The sequence below is a fragment of the Patulibacter medicamentivorans genome (assembly GCF_000240225.1).
Lineage (GTDB): Bacteria > Actinomycetota > Thermoleophilia > Solirubrobacterales > Solirubrobacteraceae > Patulibacter > Patulibacter medicamentivorans.
This window is the reverse complement of record NZ_AGUD01000248.1, coordinates 1-15,394: the sequence shown is the minus strand read 5'-3', so window position 1 is coordinate 15,394 and position 15,394 is coordinate 1. Positions and strand designations below refer to the sequence as shown.

Genomic DNA, 15,394 nt, shown 5'->3' with positions numbered 1-15,394 from the left:
TCGCGACATGAGTGACCTGCGCCTGGAGGACCTCCGCTGGTTCGTCGAGGTGGCCGAGCGCGAGCACGTCTCGCAGGCCGCCGCGGCGCTGCACGTCAGCCAGCCCGCGCTGTCGCGGTCGGTCGCGCGCGTCGAGGCGTGGGCCGGCGTCCCGCTGCTGGATCGCGTCGGCCGCGGGGTGCGGTTGAACCCGCAGGGGCGCGAGCTGGTCGAGCACCTGCGGCGCGCGGCGAGCGAGGTCGACGCCGGCCGCGACCGCGTGCGCGAGGCGGCGGGCCTGGAGCGGGGGCGGCTGCGGCTCGCCTTCCAGCACAGCCTCGGCGCGTGGCTGGTCCCCGAGCTGCTGGCGCGCTTCCGGGAGCAGCACCCGACGGTCGAGGTGCGGCTGCGCGAGGACAGCCGCACGGCGCTGCTCGCGGCGCTCGGCGACGGCGAGATCGACCTGGCGCTGGTCAGCCCCGTGCCGGACGACGAGCGGCTGGCGTGGCGGCCGCTGTGGGTCGAGCCGCTGCGGCTGCTGCTGCCCCCGGGGCACCGCCTGGCCGGTCGCGAGCGGATCGCGATGGCGGAGATCGCCGGCGAGTCGTTCGCGGCCCTGCACCACGGCTACGGCCTGCGGACGCTCTTCGAGCAGCTCTGCGGCCGCGCCGGCTTCGTCCCGCGGATCGTGCTCGAGACCTCGAGCTTCGCCACCCTCCAGGGCCTGGTGGCCGCCGGGCACGGCCTGGCGGTGCTGCCGCCCCCGGGGCCCGGCGAGGTCCACCCGGGTCCGCAGCCCGCGGCCGCCGAGATCGACGATCCCGACGCGACCCGGACCGTCGCGCTGGCCTGGCGCGCCGGCGGCTACCGGTCGCCGGCGGTCGAGGCGTTCCGGACGCTCGCCGAGACCTGGTCCGCCACCGGCGGCTGACGCCGGCGCCGCGCGGTGCGGCTCAGGCCATCGGCAGCGTCGCGCCCTTGGGCTCGTGCTGCATCACCGGCAGACCCGGCAGCTCCTGCAGGATCGGCGGCAGCTCGACCGTCGGCGTGGCCGCGATCAGGCCGCGCGCGGCCTGGCGGACCGCCTGGGAGGCCGGGTCGTCGGGATCGGTGGCGACCAGCGGCTCGCCGGCGTCGGCCTGCTCGCGCAGCGGCATCGTCAGCGGCACCTTGCCGAACAGCGGCAGGTCGAGCTCGCGCGCCAGCTGCTGGCCGCCGCCCTCGCCGAAGATCGCGAACCGCTCGCCGCCGGGGGTGGTGAACCCGGACATGTTCTCGATCACGCCGAGCAGGTCGAGGTTGACCTTCGTCGCCATCTCGGCGGCCCGCCGCGCGACCTTCTGGGCGGTCGCCTGCGGCGTGGTCACCAGCAGGAAGCGGGCCTGCGGCAGCAGCTGGGCCAGCGTCATCGAGACGTCGCCGGTGCCCGGGGGCAGGTCGATCAGCAGGTAGTCGAGGGCGCCCCAGTCGACGTCCTCGAGGAACTGCGTCAGCGCCTTGTGGAGCATCGGGCCGCGCCAGACGACGGCGCTGTCCTCGGCCACGAAGAAGCCGATCGACATGACCTTCAGGCCGTGGGCCTCGAGCGGCAGGATCTTGCGCTCGGCCGAGACCGGCGGGCGCTCCGAGCCGAGGCCGAGCATCCGCGGGATCGAGTAGCCCCAGACGTCGGCGTCGAGCACGCCGACCGACTTGCCCTCGGCGGCCAGCGCCGCCGCCAGGTTGACGGTCAGCGTCGACTTGCCGACGCCGCCCTTGCCCGAGCCGACGCAGATCACGTTGGTGACCTGGGCCAGCGAGGCCTTCGAGCCGTCGGGCAGGCCGCTCTTCATCCCCAGCCGCTGCTGCAGGGCGGCCTTCTCCTCGGGCGAGAGCACGTCGAACTCGACGCCGATCTCCTCGACGCCGAGCGCTCGCACGGCCTTGCGGACGGCGACGACGAAGTGGTTGCGCAGCGGGCAGCCGCCGGTCGTCAGCGAGATCGTGACGTCGACCCGGTCCTCGCCGATCGCGATCTCGCGGACCATGCCGAGCTCGACGACGTTCTTGCGGATCTCGGGGTCGATCACCGACTCGAGGGCCTTGAGGATCTCCTCGCGCGTGGGCATCCAACGATTGTGACAGGACGCCCGATCGTGCCCCTGACCGCCCGCTCGCGAGCGCCGGGCTCGCGGACTGCGGTCCGGAAGCGCCGAACGCCCGGCGGCCTCGCGGCGCGCCGGGCGTTCGACATCCCCGCGCGGAGAGAGAGGAGGAGCTACGCGGGGACCCCCTCGCGAGCGAGGGGAAGCTTGGTTCCGCGCCGGCGGGGCGGCCGGCGCGGGGGAGTGGCTAGGCCAGCGCGCGGACGCGCTTCTGGGCCTTGCCGGCGACCTCGGTCACGCGCGCCTGGGCCTTCGAGACGCGGGTCTCGACCTCGCCGCGGAGCTTCGGCAGCTCGGTGCGGAGGTCGGCGACCTTCGGCAGCTCGATCCGGCGCAGCTCGAAGTCGCTGACCTTCGGCAGGTCGCCGAGGCGGGCCTCGACCTTGGCGCGCCGCTCGCGCAGCTCGCGCTCGACCTGGGTGCGGGTCCGCTTGACGTCGCGCTCGAGGTCCTGGCGGGCCTTGAGGCCACGCTTCTCGAACGTCTTCAGCTGCGTCTCGAGCGCCTTGCGACGGTCGGTGGCCTGCTTGCGAGCGGCCTCGGCCTGCTTGCGGGCGGTCTCGCGGCGGGTCTCGACCTGCTTGGTCGCGACGTCGCGGGCCTCGAGGACGGCGCCGACGGGGATCAGCACGGCCTTCTCGGCCAGCACCTGGGCGCGGTCGGCGACCTGCTCGACCTGCTTGGTGGCGGCGGCGCGGGCCTCGGTCGCGGTCTTGCGGGCCTCGTCGACGTTCTTCGGCGCCTTGTCGGCGACGGCGGTGACCGTCTCGCGGGCCTTGGTCGCCAGCTCCTGCACGCTCTGGGTGGCGGCGGCGACGCGCGACTCGGCCTTGACGGCGGCCTTCTCGGTCTTCGCGGCGGCGGTCTTCGCCTTCGCGGCGGCGGTCGTCTTCGCCGCGGCGGGCTTGCGCGCCGTCGTCTTGGCGGCCGGCTTGCGGGCGGTCGTCGTCTTGGCGGCCGGCTTGCGAGCCGTGGTCGCCTTGGCGGCGGCGGGCTTGCGAGCCGCGGGCTTGCGCGTCGTGGTGGTCTTGGCGGCGCCGGTGGCCGGCTTCGCCTTCGGGGTGCTGGGGGTGTCGGCCATCAGATGTCCTTAGTTCTAAGTTCCACTCGAATGTAGCGGCGAACACCTGTTCTTACAACGCCGACCTGTAGCGGTTACAGCGGACGGCGTTGTCCGCCGTGGCAGGTCGGGCCACCGATCGGCGTCTGGATGGGCCGTTCCGGTCGTCGGGCGACCGGAACGCGACGCGGGGATGAAGCGGCGCGCGTGCGGTGGGCGGGGTCGTGTGACGTTGCGGTCGTTGGGCGACCGGGACGTGACGATCGCGCCGCCACGGGCCGCCGCCGGGCGCCCCTCCGCCCCGCTCGGGCCACCGTTGCCGCCCACCGAGCGGCGCGCCGGGGTCAGACCGGCGGCAGCGTCGCCACGCGCGCCAGGCCGGTGGCGCTGCGCGCGGCGACGACCGGCACGTGGGCGGCGAGGTCGAGCGGGGCGGCGAGCGGATCGTCGAGCGAGCCGAAGGCGACCAGGCCGCCCGACTCGCGCACGATCAGCTGGCCGGCCGCGACGTCGACCGCGCGGCAGCGGCGCAGCGACGCCATCCCGTCGACCCGGCCGGCAGCGACCTGGCAGAGCGCCAGCGCGGTCGCCCCGATCGCGCGCAGGCGATGGACGTGCTCGGTCAGCGCCGGGCCGGCCGCCAGCACGTGGCGGGGGTCGGCGGACTCGATCGCCACCAGTTCGAGCAGGCCGCGGCTGGTGATCCGCTCCGTCGCCGGCGGCCGGATCGGCACGCCGTCGAGCTCGGCGCCCGCGCCCCGGACCGCGGTCCAGCGCTCGCCGGCACCGCCGCCGAGCTCGGCCACCAGCCCGCACTCGACGTCGGCCATCGTCCCGTGCAGCGCCACCTCGGGCCCGACCGCGAGCGCCAGCGAGACGGCGTGCTGCGGCAGCCCGCGCTTGGCGTTCGTCGAGCCGTCGATCGGATCGATCACGACCAGCGCGTCGTGCGAGCCGTAGTCGACGGTGCCGCGCTCCTCGGACAGCGCGGTGAAGCGGGCCCCGGCGGCGTGCAGCCCGTCGAGCTCGGCGAAGATCGCGCTCTCGGCGTCGGCGTCGATCACCAGCGTCCGGTCGCCGCCCTCGCCCAGCGAGCCGGTCTCCACCAGCCGCTGGGGCCCGTCGCCGCACCGGTGCAGCCCCTCGACGACCCGATCCGCCGCCCGCTGGAACGTGGCGAGCCACGTCGCGGTGTCGGGCAGGGTGGCGTCGGGCATCTGGACCCATCGTACGTGGTCGCCGACCCGGCCCCGCCGGCCTCCTCGGCGGCGGTCCCGCCCGCAAGCCGGGATCCACCCCCGAGGCTCGCGATGCAGCACACTGGAGGGGTGGCCGAACCGCTCGAGGGACTCTCCGACGCGCAGGTGCGCGCGGCGACGCTCGGTCCGTCGTCGTCGGTCGCGGCTGCCCCGGAGGGCGACCGCCAGAGCAGCCCGCCGCTGCTGATCCGCGGCGCCGCCGGGACCGGCAAGAGCGTCACGCTCGCCGCGCGCGCGGCCTGGCTGGCGACCGCCGCCGGCGTCGACCCGTCGCGGATCGTGCTGCTGGTCGCGACCCCGGCCGCGACCGCTCGCACCCGCCGGCGGCTCAGCGAGCGGATGGGGTCGGCCGCGGCCGACGTCGTCGTCACCACGCTCCCCGACCTCTGCCACCGGCTGCTGCGCGACGCCGCCGCCGAGGCCGGGATCGATCCCTTCGTCGTGCCCGCCACCCGTACCGAGCGGGTCGCGCTGCTGCTGGAGCACCGCGAGCAGCTGGGCCTGCTGCACCACGACGGCGGTCCCGCGCCGATCCCGCTGCTGGCGGCCGCGATCGCCCGGATCGACCGGCTGAAGGAGTCGCTGGCCGACGCGGCGACGGTCAGCGCCTGGGCAGCCGGGCTCTCCGACGCCGATCCGCGAGCGCCCCGCGAGCGCGAGTTCGCGGCGCTGTTGCGGCTGCACGACCACGTCCTGCGCGAGCGGGGCCTGATCGACCACGGCGACCTGATGCTGCGGCTGCTGGCGCTCTTCCGGCCGTCGGGGGCACCGGACGCGCCGCGCTCCGACGTCGCCCCGCGGCTGGCCGGCCAGGTCGCCCAGCTGCTCGTCGACGACGTCCAGGACCTGCCGACCGCCGGGATGCGCGTGCTCGACGCGCTGGTGACCGAGGGCAGCGGCCTCAGCGCCGCCGGCGACGACGACCAGGCGATCCGTCGCGTGCGGGCCGCGGCGAGCAAGAACCTGCGCGAGCTCGCCGCCCGCCACGGCGACCTGCGGACGGTCACCCTCGAGCGCTCGTGGCGCTGCCCCGAGCAGGTCCTGCGCGCGGCCGAGGCGGTCGTCGAGCCGGCCGCGGACCGGCTCTCCCGGCGCTGGCACGCGCCGTCCGGCGGCGGCGTCCGCTTCTGGCGCGCGACCACCGAGCGCGCCCAGGCCCAGGTCGCGGCCGGCGAGGTCGAGCGGCTGCTGCGCGACGGGACCGCGCCGGAGCGGATCGCGATCCTGGTCAGCTCGGTCCGGCGCGAGGGCGGTCCGATCATCGCCGCGCTCGAGGAGCGCGCGATCCCCTGCCGGCTCGGCGGCGAGGGCGCCTTCCTGGAGCGGGTCGAGGTCCGCGACGTGCTCGCCTGGCTGCGGATCCTGATCGACCCCTCCGACGCTCCGGCGCTCAGCCGGGCGCTGGCACGGCCGCCGATCGACCTGCGCTCCGCCGACCTCGCCCGTGGGCTGCAGCTGGCGCGGCGCCGTCGCACCGACCTGGTCGGCGGGCTGGCGGCCGCGATCGAGTCGCCGCAGCTGGCACCGGAGGCCCGCGATCGGGTCGCCGCGTTCCTGCGCCTGCACCGGGCCGCCCAGCGCGCGCTCGACGTCACCCCGCCCGACCAGTTCGTCCACCGCCTGATCGAGCACCTGGGCCTGCGCCGGCAGCAGCTGTTCGGGGCCTCCGGCGACGTCGTCGAGCGGCTGCGCGACCTGGCCCGCGTCGGCGAGCTGGCCGAGCGCCACGTCCGGATCGCGCCGCAGTCGACCGCCCGCGACTTCGCCCGCTGGATGATCACGCTCGCCGACGCCGGCGGCGATCCCGAGGGCAAGGTCGAGGCCGTGCCGTTCGCGGTCGGCGGCGCGGGGCCGACCGACGGCGACGAGCTGAGCGCCGCCGGCGGGACCGCGGTGCGGGTGCTGCCGCTCGAGGCCGCGCCGGAGCTGGAGCTGGACCACGTGCTGGTGCTCGGCCTCCAGTCGAGCCGGGTCGGCAGCCTCGCGGGGGCGCGGCGCCTGGTCGATCCGCTGCCCGACGACCTGCTGCCCGACGACCTGCCGCCGGCGGCCGACGCGGCGGCCGCCGGCGCGTCCGGGGCGGCCCGCGACCAGCCGCAGCGGTTCGCCGTCGACGAGGCCCGCCGGGTCCTGCACGTGGCGATGACCCGCGCCCGCCACGGCGTCGTGCTGGCGTTCCCGGCCCGCTCCCCGAGCGGCGCCGACCGCGAGCCGTCGCCGCTGGTCGAGGACGCGCGCCGCGCCCTCGGCGCCGACTGGGAGGACCACGAGGAGCGGCTGTTCGGGCCCGAGGACGCGCTCCACGCGACCTTCCGGACGCTGCGCGACCAGCTGCTGCGCGACGTGGCGACGATCGGCGCGCGGCTCGGCGACCTGCGGATGGACACCGACCTCGACGTCGCCCACGGGGTCACGCGCTACCTGGAGCTGGTCAAGGTCGCCGCGCTGATCAACCGCGCCGAGGGCCAGGAGGTGTCCGACGCGCTGCCGGCGATCGACGCCGCGATCCGCCAGGCCGCGACCGCCCAGCAGAAGGAGATGCTGCTCACCAGCGGCCTCGACGACGACGTCCTGACCGACGCCCAGCACGCCGCCGAGCGAGCCGCGGCCGGACGCGGCGAGCCGTCGCTGGAGCCGTTCCTGCCGCTGCGCGGCGACGGCGTCGTGCTCTCGGCCGGCGACCTCTTCACCTACCGCGCCTGCCCGCTGCGCTACAAGTTCGCCCGCGTCCTGCGGATCCCCCAGCAGCCGACGGTCGCCCAGCGGTTCGGGATCGTCGTCCACCAGGTGCTGGAGCGCTGGCACGCCCAGGGCGGGACCCAGCTCGGCGAGCTGCAGGGCCTGCTCCAGGCCGGCTGGCGCCGCTCCGGCCTGATCGGCGTCGCCGACGAGCAGCGGCTGTGGGTGCGGGCCCAGGAGGCGATGGTCCGCTACCACGCCCGCGATGCCGCCGAGGCGTCGAGCCCGGTCTGGCTCGAGCGCTCGTTCGAGTTCCGGCTCGGCGACCACACGCTGCGCGGACGCGTCGATCGCGTCGACCGCCATCCCGACGGGGTCTACGAGCTGGTCGACTACAAGACCGGCCGCCCGAAGGCGGCGGACGAGCTGCGCAGCGACGTCCAGCTGCAGCTCTATGCGGTCGCCGCCCAGGACGCCTGGGGCCTCGACGCCCCGCGCCAGAGCTACCACTACGTGCTGGACGACGAGAAGGTCCCGCTCGAGGCCGACGGCGTCGAGCGGGACCGGATCGGCGTCACCGTCGACGAGGTCGGCGCCGGGATCCTCGGCCAGGAGTTCGAGCCGACCCCCTCGTACGAGACCTGCGCGATGTGCGACTACCGCCTGACCTGCCCGGCGGCGGAGACGTAGGCCGGGCGGCTGCGGCCCGCCGAGCCGATCCGCGCCCGACCACCCAACCGCCGCGCCCTCAGCCCTCGTCCGACGGGTCCTGCTCGCGCAGGAAGCGCTGGAAGTCGTGGGCGATCGAGTCGCCGGAGGGCAGCTCGCCGAGGTCCAGGCGCGGCTGCTCGTCGGTCAGCTCCTCGACGTCGTCCTCGCCGTCGCCGATCACCTCGCGCAGGTCGGCCATCTGCTCCAGCCGCTGCAGCAGCTCGCGCCGCTCCGGATCGCGGTCGACGGCCTCGGTCACCTGCTGCTCGTAGCGCTCGGAGGCGTCGCGCAGGCGCTTGGTCGGCACCGGCACGGTCGTCAGCAGCTCGACCGCCTCGACCAGGGCCAGGGTCGCCTTGGGGCTCGGCACCCCGGCGACGTAGTGCGGCACGTGGGCGAGCAGCGAGACCGACGGCAGCCCCTGGCGCGCGGCCTCGACGTGGACGACGCCGGTCAGCCCCGTCGGGCCCTCGTAGTCGGGCAGCATCGCGCCGACCGGGGCGATCAGCTCGAGGTCGGTGGCGATCCCGGTCAGCGGCACCGGGCGGGTGTGCGGGACGTCGGACAGCAGGCCGCCGAGGGTCACGACGAAGGTCGCGCCGAGGCTGCGCGCCGTCTCCACGATCGTCTCGCTGAGCGAGCGCCAGCGCATCGCCGGCTCCGGTCCGCTGACGAGGATCAGGTCACGGCTGGCGGCCGGGATCACCGCGGTCCGGACCTCGACCGTCGGCCACTCCAGGTCGTCCGCGATCCCGTCGCGGATCGTGATGTGCGGCCGGTAGGACTGCATCGTGTAGAGCAGCTCCGGATCGACGGTCGCGCAGCGCTGGGCGTTCAGCCGCCGGGACATGACGCCGACCGCCGAGCTCGCGGCATCGCCGGCGTCCGTCCAGCCGGTGAACGCGCACACCAGGGCGGGGTCCCGCAACCCGACCGGGCGGTCGTCCCAACGCAGGGGGATCATCCGAGCCACGGTACAAGATGACCCCTGTGTCATCGGCTCTTGACCCCACCGTCGCCGCGCTCGGCCCCGGCGACCGCCTGGCCGGGGTCTTCGCGTGCGTGCGCAAGGACCGCGCGTCCGGTCGCTCCGGGCCCTACCTGGCGATCGACCTGCGCGACCGGACGGGCACGATCGCCGCGCGCGTCTTCCGCGACGTCGACCGCTGGGACGGGGCCTTCGACCGCGGCGACGTGGTCCAGGTCTCCGGCACGGTCGACCGCTACCGCGACGGGCTGGTGGCCGAGCTGACGGCCGTCCGCCGGGTCGACCCGGAGAGCGTCGACCCGGCCCGCTTCCTGCCGGTCGCCTACCGCGACCTCGACGAGCTCGACGGCTTCCTCGAGGGGCTCGCCGGCGAGGTCGGCGACCCGGCCTTCGGCGCGCTGCTCCGCGAGCTGATGGAGGACGAGGCGCTGCGGCGCGCGTGGCGCAAGGCGCCCTGCTCGATCGCCGGCCACCACGCCTACCTGGGCGGGCTGCTCGAGCACACCGTCGCGGTCGGCGCGCTGGCCAACGAGGTCTGCGTCCACCACCCCGGTCTCAACCGCGACCTGCTGCTGACCGCCACGATCGTCCACGACCTCGGGCGCACCCGCGAGTTCCGCTACGGCGCCGAGATCGACCGCACCGAGGTCGGCGAGCTGCTCGGCCACATCGAGCTGGGGCTGCGGATCATCTCGGAGCCGGCCCGGCGAGCGGGGCTCGACGAGCAGCGCTGGTCGCACCTGGCGCACTGCGTCCTGACCCACCACGGGCCGGAGCGGGCCGGGGGCCGCTTCCGCTCGGCCGAGGCGGCGGCGCTGTTCCGCCTCAACGCGGTCGACGCGTCGATCAAGGACGCGCTCGAGCACGGGCTCGGCAACGGCTAGCGGCGCGCGGGTCCCGGGAGGGACGGAGGAGAACGACGAGCAGGCGCCGACGATGGGGGGTGGACCATCGTCGGCGCTCTGAGACGTTCGTGCGTCAGCAACGCGGGGGGTCAAGCCGCATGCTGCGAGGCGTTTGATCCCGCGGCGTGGGTCGTCGCCTTAGTGCGGGAGGGATGGGACCGTCTCGCAGCGTGACACTGGGGAACGTCCTTGCTCGTCGGGCCGGGGGGGCCGGCCACGTCGGATTCTGGCACGTCGGCGACGGTTCACGCAAGCAACGCCGCTAGGTCGATCGTCCAGAGTAGGTCAAGTGTCCATGGACGATTCACCAAGTAACGGGGACCGCCCGGGACGGTCCGGGATCCTCGGTCGCGGGCTACGCGCGGTGCGTCGTTGCAGGAGTGAACCGTACGGCGTATCCATATGACGCCGGCGCGGTGAGGATGGACGATCCGCCGATCCAGACGGCTGGGAGCGCTCAACGAGCGGGCCCGGTCGGGGCTTCGAACGGGTCGTCCCGCGACGCGTCGGCGACCGCGTCCGGCGGGTCGTCGCGGCCCAGGCCGCGGCGGCCCAGCTGCGAGGAGACGAACAGCAGCAGCGCGGCGAACCCGATCTCGACCGCCCGCGACGGGATCGCGTTGACGATCACGACCCCGAGCAGGGCGCCCGGGATCGCCAGCGTCCCGAGCAGCGCGCCCACGCGCAGGTCGAGGTTGCCGTAGCGGTGCTGCCGCCACGACCCGACCAGCGAGACCGGGACGATCGCCAGCAGCGACGTCGCCTCCGCGTCCACGTGGGGCAGGCCGAGCAGCAGCGCCAGGCCGGGGACGAACAGCGACCCGCCGCCGACGCCGAGCAGGCCCGAGACGACGCCCGCGGCGAGCCCGATCGCGATCGCCGCCGCGATCTGGAGCGCGTCGCGGGTGCCGCCGTCGTCGCCGCCGGGCTCGACGCCCGCGACCATCAGCGCGGCGACCACCGCCAGCAGCAGGGCGAACAGCAGGGAGACGCGGCGGGCCGGGATCCGCTGCTGGACCCAGGTGCCGACGAGCACGCCGGCGACCGCCGGCACGCCGACCAGCAGCCCCTCGACCACGTGGAGCTTGCCGTAGGCCCCCTGCGTGACCGTCGCGGCCGACGCGATCAGCACGATCGCGGCCAGCGAGGTCGCCGTCGCCCGTCGCTCGTCCATCCCCAGCAGCAGGATCAGCAGCGGCACCATCACCACGCCGCCGCCGACGCCGAAGAGCCCGCTGAAGAGCCCCGCAGCCGTCCCGATCCCGGCGATCACGAGGGTCCGGCGCTCGGGCACGACGGCCATCTTAATCTCGCGGCCCCGCCGGACCCCGTCCGATTCGAGACACTAGGTCCGTGACCGACGATCGGCTCGCCGACCTCGTCGCGCCCCTGCGCGCTGCGCCCGACCGGGCGGCGGTGCTGCTGGACGTCGACGGCACCCTCGCCCCGATCACCCGCCACGCGGGGTCGGCCGAGGTGCCACCGCCGACGCGCGGGCTGCTGACCGAGGTGGCCGCGCGCTTCGGCATGGTGGCCTGCGTCAGCGGACGGCGGGCGGTCGACGCCCGCAGGATCGTCGGGATCGGCTCGCTGCACTACGTCGGCAACCACGGCACCGAGATCCTGCGCCGCGGCGCCAGGGAGATCGAGACGACGCCGGCCGTCGCGGCATGGGAGCCCCGCGTGCGCGAGATCGCCCGGACCCTCCTGGCGAGCCGCCCGGACCTCGACCGGCTCGGGATCTCGTGCGAGGACAAGGGGCCGATCCAGGCGCTCCACTGGCGCGGCGCGCCGGACGAGGCGGCGGCGGAGGCGGTGGTCGACGAGCTCGGCGAGCGCGCCGAGGCCGAGGGCCTGGTGCTGCACCGCGGGCGGATGGTCCTGGAGCTGCGGCCGCCGGTCGCCTTCGACAAGGGCGCCGCGGTTCGCTGGCTGGTCGCGGGCGGCGGCTACGACGCCGCGCTCTACGCCGGGGACGACCGCACCGACCTGGACGCCTTCGCGGGCCTCCGCCGGCTGGTCGACGAGGGCGGGCTCGCCGCCGCCATCTGCGTGGCGGTGCGGGACGGCGACGCGCCGGCCGAGGTGTCCGCCGCCGCCGACCTGACCGTCGACGGCTCGCCGGGGATCCGCTCCGTCCTGCAGGAGCTGCTGCGCCCATGACCTTCCGTCAGCTGCTGCGCTCGACCGTCCTGCTCTGCACCGGCTCGTCCTCGGCGCTGGCGCTGCTGGTCGTGCTGCGCGGGATGGCCGACGCCGAGGCCGCCGGGGTCGCCGTCTCGGCGACCTGGTGGCTGATCGCCTCGGCGATCGGGATCGCGGTCGGCCGTCGCGACGCGGTCAACCCGCAGATCGCGCGGGTCCTCGCCGACGCGCGGGCGGCCAACCAGCTGCCCGAGCATCACCCGGTCCGGACGCTGCTCAACCGCCTGTGGCCGCTGCTGGTCGCGACGGTGGCGTCGGGCCTGGCGGCGCTGGTGCTGCCGCAGGTGACCGGGGTCGCGGCCGGCTTCCTGCTGATCTGGGCGCTGGCCTGGCGCCGCCAGGAGTCCGCGGTCCAGGCGATCGAGGAACGCGACGGGGTCGAGTTCCACGTCGAGCGGACCGGGCTCGTGGAGCCGCTGAAGCTGGTGCGGATGCCGGGCCTGCGCCGCGACCGCCCCGAGCACAAGCGGCAGGCCTCGAGCGTCTGACGGCGGTCACCCCGCCGGCGAGGCCCGGTCGGGCGGCCGAGCCGGGGCCCGCAGGCGGGCCCGCAACCGCTCGACCGACGGCGCGGCCAGCTGCGCCCGGGCCTGCTCGCAGGCGCGCGCGGCATCGCCGAGCGCGACCCCCAGCCGTCGCAGCGCCTGGTGCTCGGCGCTGGCCCCGGCGAACTGCGCCGTCAGCAGGCCGGTCCCGTCGTCGAGCGTGTGGAGGACCGCCTCGATCGCCCCGAGCGTCGCCGGCAGCGCGAACCGCGTGTCGCCGGCGGCCGCGGCGTCCTGCAGCGCGCGCGCCGCCTGCAGCAGGTCGCAGGCGGCGTCGAACAGCTCGTCGCTGGGATCGGGACGCCGGTGGTGGAGGCCGCGCGCGGACATGGCCTCGAGCGTCCGCTCTCGGCGGCCCCGGATCCATGGCGGTTCTCGGCCATTCGCGCGCCGGGCCGCCGAAGATGGCCGGGTTCCGCCATGGCCGTCGCGTCCGCGGGCGGCGATCGTCGCCTCATGCCTGCGACCCCGGACGCGAACGCCATCCCCGACCAGCTGCCGGTGACGCAGGCCGAGCTGGTCGCGCTCGAGGAGCAGCTCTGGCGGCTGCGCGCCGGCCGCACGAGGATCGACCCCTGGGCCGAGGCCGCCGACCCCGGCCCCGACCCGGAGCGGCTGACGATCAACCGCCGGATCATGGAGCTGGAGGAGGCCCTGGCGCGGGCGGCGGTCGTCCGTCCCGGCGCCGACGGGTTCGCGATCGCGGCGATCGGCACCGCGGTGCTCGTCGACGACGGTCGCAAGCAGCGTCGCTACCGGCTGGCGCTCGAGCCGCTGCCCGGCCAGACGGGGACCGTGTCGGCCACCTCGCCGGTCGGGTCGGCGCTGCTCGGCCAGGCGGTCGGCAGCACCGTGCGGGTCGCGCTGCCCGACGGCCGGCAGCGAGAGCTGCGGCTGGTGCGCATCGGCGACGAGGGGTGAGGCCGCGCGGGATCCCGCTCTGTCACGGTCCCTCGATGACCGGGTTCGTCGTCCGCATGTCGCTGGAGCGGCAGCTGTTCCTGCTCGCCGTCGCGGCGGTCGGGCTGGCGGCGCTGGGGCTGATCGCGCTGCCGGTCACGGTCAGCGCGCCGGTCACCGGCGACGAGGCGCTGGTACTGCTGACCGGTGCCGCGCTGCTGCTGGGCGCGGTCCGGATCGGGCTCCTGCGGGTCCTGCGCCCGCTGCGGCGGCTGGCCCAGGCGATGCAGGAGATCGACCCCGTCGACCCGGTCCCCGACCTGCGCCGCCGGATCGCGCCCGACGACCGCGACGTCGACCAGCTGCTCGGGTCGTTCGAGCAGATGCTGCGGCGCTTCGGCCAGGAGCGCCGCGCCAGCGACCGCCGGATGCTGGCGGCCCAGCAGGCCGAGCAGCGGCGGATCGCCCGCGAGCTGCACGACGAGCTGGGCCAGACCCTGACCGCGCTCAAGCTCCAGATCGAGCGGGCGGGGATCGACGGCGCCACGCGCGAGCCGATCGCCCGCACCGTCACGCGCGCGCTCGACGAGGTCCGCGGGATCGCGCTGCGGCTGCGGCCGGAGGCGCTCGACGACCTCGGCCTGGTCAACGCCCTGCTTGCCCTCGCCCGCCGCGTGACCGACGAGAGCGGGGTCCCGGTCCAGCGGCGGATCGACGCGCCGCTTCCGCCGCTGGCTCCGGACGCCGAGCTGGCGCTCTACCGGATCGCGCAGGAGGCGCTGACCAACGTCGTCCGCCACGCGCGGGCGACGCGGGCGGAGATCGGGCTGCGGGTCGACCGCGACGGGCTCGAGCTGACCGTCCGCGACGACGGCCGCGGGCACGCCGCGGAGGCCGCGCCCGGACGGGGGATCGCCGGGATGCGCGAGCGGGCGCGGCTGGTCGGGGCGCGGCTGTCGCTGGAGCACGACGGCGGGACCGTCGTGCGGGTCGTGCTCCCGGCCGGCGCGCCGGCCGCGGTCGCCGGAGCGGAGCCGTCGTCGTGACCGTGCCGCTGCGGACGAGGATCCTGCTCGCCGACGACCACGCGCTGGTCCGCGACGGGATTCGGCTGGTGCTCGAGGGCGAGCCCGACCTGCAGGTGGTCGCCGAGGCCGGCGACGGGGTCGACGCGGTCGCGGAGGCGCTGCGCAACGACGTCGACCTGGCGGTGCTCGACGTCTCGATGCCGCGCCGCGGCGGCCTGCAGGCGGCCCGCGAGCTGCACCGGCTGCGGCCGGGCACGCGGATCCTGATGCTGTCGATGCACGAGAGCGAGCAGTACCTGTTCGAGGCGGTCAAGGTCGGCGCCGCCGGCTACGTCCTGAAGTCGGCGGCCAACCGCGACCTGGTCGACGCCTGCCGGGCCGCGATGCGGGGCGAGGCGTTCCTCTACCCGCGGGCCCTGCGGGCGATCGTCCGCGACTACCTGGAGGGCGCCCGTCACGGGGCCCCGCTGCCCGACGACCTGCTGACCCCGCGCGAGCACGACGTGGTCCAGCTGATCGCCGAGGGGCGGACGACCGACGAGATCGCGGCGACGCTGACGATCAGCCCGCACACCGTCGAGCGCCACCGCTCCAACGTGCTGGAGAAGCTCGGGCTGCGCAACCGCGTCGAGCTGGCCCGCTACGCGATCCGCCGGGGGCTCGTCGAGCCGTAGGGCGGGCGCCTAGTCTTGCGGGCGCGGATGAGCAGCCTGCCCGCCGACATCCTCTTCGTCTCGCTCGGCTCGACCAGCGGCCTGCGGGCGGTCGACGACGCCCTCGCGGCGTCGCTCGAGCGCGCGGGAGCGCGGGTCGCGCTGGTCCGGCCGGCCGCGCCGCGCCAGGTCCGGACGATGGCGCTGACCGACCTGGTCTGGGCCGCCGCCGCTCGCCGGGCCGCCCAGGAGGGCCTGCGTCGCCACCGCCCGCGGACCGTGCTCTACGGCAGCGTCGGCGCGGCGCTGCTGTGGCCGCGGCCGGGAGCGATCCGGAT

Annotated in this window: 15 protein-coding genes; 9 read left to right on the top strand and 6 right to left on the bottom strand. The window is 75.9% G+C overall.

What is annotated here, in order from left to right; all coding sequences use genetic code 11:
• The first annotated feature begins 7 nt into the window (after positions 1–7).
• Positions 8–910, top strand: coding sequence for a LysR family transcriptional regulator (locus tag PAI11_RS17420; RefSeq protein ID WP_007577195.1), 903 nt, complete (start codon positions 8–10; stop codon positions 908–910).
• A 22-nt stretch (positions 911–932) separates the two neighbouring features.
• On the opposite strand, the gene PAI11_RS17415 is transcribed toward PAI11_RS17420, so the two are convergent.
• From PAI11_RS17415 to PAI11_RS17405, 3 genes are all read right to left on the bottom strand, one after another.
• Positions 933–2,087, bottom strand: a complete 1,155-nt coding sequence (locus PAI11_RS17415) for an Mrp/NBP35 family ATP-binding protein (RefSeq protein ID WP_007577193.1) — start codon at positions 2,085–2,087, stop codon at positions 933–935.
• 223 nt (positions 2,088–2,310) lie between these two features.
• On the bottom strand, positions 2,311–3,204 hold the full coding sequence (locus PAI11_RS27895) for a hypothetical protein (protein ID WP_007577190.1): 894 nt from the start codon (positions 3,202–3,204) through the stop codon (positions 2,311–2,313).
• 323 nt (positions 3,205–3,527) lie between these two features.
• Positions 3,528–4,400 (bottom strand): inositol monophosphatase family protein, encoded by an 873-nt coding sequence (locus PAI11_RS17405; RefSeq protein ID WP_007577189.1) that lies wholly within the window; start codon positions 4,398–4,400, stop codon positions 3,528–3,530.
• A gap of 111 nt (positions 4,401–4,511) precedes the next feature.
• On the opposite strand from PAI11_RS17405, the gene PAI11_RS17400 reads away from it, so the two are divergent.
• Entirely contained in the window at positions 4,512–7,811 is a 3,300-nt protein-coding gene (locus PAI11_RS17400; RefSeq protein ID WP_007577187.1) for an ATP-dependent helicase, read from the top strand.
• A gap of 58 nt (positions 7,812–7,869) precedes the next feature.
• Here PAI11_RS17400 and PAI11_RS17395 read toward each other — a convergent pair whose 3' ends face one another.
• Positions 7,870–8,796 carry a PAC2 family protein gene (locus PAI11_RS17395; protein ID WP_040600785.1) on the bottom strand — a complete coding sequence of 309 codons (927 nt, stop codon included), beginning with the start codon at positions 8,794–8,796 and terminating at the stop codon, positions 7,870–7,872.
• 17 nt (positions 8,797–8,813) lie between these two features.
• Here PAI11_RS17395 and PAI11_RS17390 point away from each other — a divergent pair, with 17 nt between their 5' ends.
• Positions 8,814–9,704, top strand: coding sequence for an HD domain-containing protein (locus tag PAI11_RS17390; RefSeq protein WP_138974392.1), 891 nt, complete (start codon positions 8,814–8,816; stop codon positions 9,702–9,704).
• A gap of 478 nt (positions 9,705–10,182) precedes the next feature.
• Here PAI11_RS17390 and PAI11_RS17385 read toward each other — a convergent pair whose 3' ends face one another.
• A complete protein-coding gene (locus tag PAI11_RS17385; RefSeq protein WP_007577183.1) occupies positions 10,183–11,028 on the bottom strand; it encodes a sulfite exporter TauE/SafE family protein in 846 nt (281 codons plus the stop codon).
• A gap of 50 nt (positions 11,029–11,078) precedes the next feature.
• Between PAI11_RS17385 and otsB the strand changes: the two genes are divergently transcribed.
• On the top strand, positions 11,079–11,888 hold the full coding sequence (gene otsB, locus PAI11_RS17380) for a trehalose-phosphatase (RefSeq protein ID WP_007577182.1): 810 nt from the start codon (positions 11,079–11,081) through the stop codon (positions 11,886–11,888).
• On the top strand, positions 11,885–12,418 hold the full coding sequence (locus tag PAI11_RS17375) for a hypothetical protein (RefSeq protein WP_007577181.1): 534 nt from the start codon (positions 11,885–11,887) through the stop codon (positions 12,416–12,418). Before otsB ends, PAI11_RS17375 begins: the two co-directional genes overlap by 4 nt.
• Positions 12,419–12,424: 6 nt before the next feature.
• Here PAI11_RS17375 and PAI11_RS17370 read toward each other — a convergent pair whose 3' ends face one another.
• Complete coding sequence (locus PAI11_RS17370; protein WP_007577180.1) at positions 12,425–12,805, bottom strand: hypothetical protein; 381 nt, start codon at positions 12,803–12,805, stop codon at positions 12,425–12,427.
• Between the two features lie 126 nt (positions 12,806–12,931).
• On the opposite strand from PAI11_RS17370, the gene PAI11_RS17365 reads away from it, so the two are divergent.
• From PAI11_RS17365 to PAI11_RS17350, 4 genes are all read left to right on the top strand, one after another.
• Positions 12,932–13,396, top strand: a complete 465-nt coding sequence (locus tag PAI11_RS17365) for a GreA/GreB family elongation factor (RefSeq protein ID WP_007577179.1) — start codon at positions 12,932–12,934, stop codon at positions 13,394–13,396.
• 35 nt (positions 13,397–13,431) lie between these two features.
• Positions 13,432–14,421: a sensor histidine kinase gene (locus PAI11_RS17360; protein WP_007577178.1), complete on the top strand. Its 990-nt coding sequence runs from the start codon at positions 13,432–13,434 to the stop codon at positions 14,419–14,421.
• A complete protein-coding gene (locus tag PAI11_RS17355; protein ID WP_007577177.1) occupies positions 14,418–15,077 on the top strand; it encodes a response regulator in 660 nt (219 codons plus the stop codon). The genes PAI11_RS17360 and PAI11_RS17355 overlap by 4 nt, the downstream gene beginning before the upstream one ends.
• A gap of 27 nt (positions 15,078–15,104) precedes the next feature.
• Positions 15,105–15,394, top strand: a 290-nt coding sequence (locus PAI11_RS17350; protein WP_040600782.1) for a hypothetical protein, incomplete at its 3' end; no start/stop codon positions are given.